The sequence below is a fragment of the Pseudomonas agronomica genome (genome assembly GCF_025917275.1).
Lineage (GTDB): Bacteria > Pseudomonadota > Gammaproteobacteria > Pseudomonadales > Pseudomonadaceae > Aquipseudomonas > Aquipseudomonas agronomica.
Genome location: NZ_JAOSHO010000766.1, coordinates 1 through 1,705 on the forward strand (window position 1 = coordinate 1; position 1,705 = coordinate 1,705).

2 protein-coding genes are annotated in these 1,705 nt (G+C 60.6%); both read right to left on the reverse strand.

Annotated elements, in window-relative coordinates:
• Window positions 1-93: 93 nt before the first annotated feature.
• Window positions 94-546, reverse strand: a complete 453-nt coding sequence (locus tag OC610_RS26960; protein ID WP_030142036.1) for an Hsp20 family protein — start codon at window positions 544-546, stop codon at window positions 94-96.
• Window positions 547-665: 119 nt separating this feature from the next.
• Window positions 666-1,625 carry a tRNA dihydrouridine synthase gene (locus tag OC610_RS26965; protein WP_264432352.1) on the reverse strand — a complete coding sequence of 320 codons (960 nt, stop codon included), beginning with the start codon at window positions 1,623-1,625 and terminating at the stop codon, window positions 666-668.
• Between the last annotated feature and the right edge of the window lie 80 nt (window positions 1,626-1,705).

Consider the following 1,705-nt stretch of genomic DNA (forward strand, 5'->3'; position numbering starts at 1 on the left):
CGGGGATAAATCCCCTCGCCACAATTAATCTTCCACCGATCTCAAAAATGAAAAAGGGCGCCATTTCGGCGCCCTTCTTCAATTGGCGATGGATCAATTCTCCAGCGCGGGTTTCTGCTGCGCACCGTTGATAGGGATGCGCTTGGCTTTCGCCTCTTCCGGTACCACGCGCAACAGGTCGATGCTCAACAGACCGTTGCTCAGGCCGGCGGATTTGATCTCGATATGATCCGCCAACCGGAAGGACAGCTTGAATGCACGCTGGGCGATGCCCTGGTGCAGGAAGGTCACGCTGTCGTTGCTGGCCTCGCGCTTGCCGCCACTGATGGTCAGCACACCTTTTTCCACCTGCAGGTCCAGGTCTTCTTCCCTGAACCCGGCGGCGGCGACTACGATGCGGTATTCGTCATCGCCATGTTTTTCCACGTTGTAGGGTGGATAGCTGCTGCCCGGCTCGTTGCGCAGGGCGGTTTCGAACAGGTCGTTGAAACGATCGAAGCCCACCGAGGAACGGAACAGAGGGGCCAGCGAAAATGCAGTACTCATGGTTCAAATCTCCTGAAAGTTCAGCAAGGTTTTTTGTCTCCGCGACCCGGAATTCGGCATCGCGTACCCCTTATCTAGGGTCCGCCAAAAACTTTTCAAGAGCTTTTTTTGAAATTTTTTCAGGCCGCTTCGGTGCGCTGCACACCCAACAAATGGCCCACCGCGTCCAGGTCGGTTTCCCGTCGCACGGCACTGAACAGCTCAACCGCCTCAGGGTAGTTGCGGGTCAGCATGGCCAGCCATTGCTTCAAGCGACCCGGCGCCTGGCGTGGCGTCAGTTGCTCGACCACTTGCAGCCAGAAATCCTGGAGCATCGGTTGCAGGTCGGCCCAGGTCATCTCGATGATCTCCTCACCGGCCCGGGCGGCGGCGATCTGCCGGGCCAGGTCGGGACGGGACACCAGGCCACGGCCGAGCATGATGTCCTCGACACCGCTGATTTCACGGCACCGGCGCCAGTCCTCGACGCTCCAGATATCGCCATTGGCGAACACCGGCACCTTGACCACGTCCTGGACGCGGGGAATCCACTCCCAGTGGGCCGGTGGCTTGTAGCCGTCGACCTTGGTCCGCGCATGCACGACGATGTGCGCCGCGCCGCCTTCGGCCAAGGCCGTGGCGCAGACCAGCGCGCCGTCCGGACTGTCGAAGCCGAGGCGCATCTTCGCTGTAACCGGAATGTGCTTGGGCACCGCGCGCCGTACGTGCTCGACAATTTCGTTGAGCAGCTCAGGCTCCTTGAGCAACACCGCCCCGCCCCGGGATTTGTTCACGGTCTTGGCCGGGCAGCCGAAATTCAAATCGATCACCTCGGAACCCAGCTCACAGGCCAGCGCCGCGTTTTCCGCCAGGCACACCGGGTCGGAGCCCAGCAATTGTACCCGCAGGGGCACGCCCGCAGCGGTCCGGGCACCGGTCAGCAGTTCAGGGCCGAGCTTATGGAAATAGGCCGGTGTGAGCAGACGGTCGTTGACGCGGATGAACTCGGTGACGCACCAGTCGATGCCGCCAACACGGGTCAGGACGTCCCGCAGGATGTTGTCGACCAACCCCTCCATGGGTGCCAGGGCAATTTGCATGGAAACACACACTCGAACGAAAAAACGTGGGGCAGTTTAGCGGATTTTGCTCACAACATCGGAATTCACCACCAAAACCC